Genomic DNA, 680 nt, shown 5'->3' on the forward strand with positions numbered 1-680 from the left:
GGCATCATCGCCGGCAAGGCCGACTATGTGTCGGGCGAGGGCTCCAGCGAGCAGGTCGACGTCCGCGACGCCTATGTGGAGCGGATGCTGAAGGACTATGACGGCACGCGCGACCTGACCATCGCCTGGGACGCCGGCAACGGCGCCACCGGCGAGATCCTGCGCCGCCTGACCGCCAGGCTGCCCGGCAAGCACATCCTGCTGTTCGATGAGATCGACGGCAACTTCCCGAACCACCACCCCGATCCGACGGTCGAGAAGAACCTGGTCGACCTGAAGAAGGCGGTGGCGGAGCACGGCTGCGACATCGGCATCGGCTTCGACGGCGACGGCGACCGCATCGGCGCCATCGACCACCAGGGCCGCGTGGTGTGGGGCGACCAGCTGGTGGCGATCTACGCCGGCGACGTGCTGAAGAGCCATCCGGGGGCGACGATCATCGCCGACGTGAAGGCCAGCCAGACGCTGTTCGACGAGATCAGCAAGCTGGGCGGGCAGCCGCTGATGTGGAAGACCGGGCACTCGCTGCTGAAGGCGAAGATGGCCGAGACCGGCTCGCCGCTGGCCGGCGAGATGTCGGGGCACATCTTCTTCGCCGACAAGTGGTACGGCTTCGACGACGCGCTGTACTGCGCGGTGCGGCTGATCGGGCTGGTCAGCAAGCTGGACGTGACGCTGGC

At 67.8% G+C, this 680-nt stretch carries 1 protein-coding gene; it reads left to right on the forward strand.

Going from position 1 to position 680, the window contains the following annotated elements:
* Positions 1 to 680 (forward strand): phosphohexomutase domain-containing protein (locus ACSVC7_RS32740; RefSeq protein WP_483509194.1); only part of this gene is annotated, 680 nt, incomplete at both ends.

This window comes from Azospirillum mesophilum, from assembly GCF_053470405.2.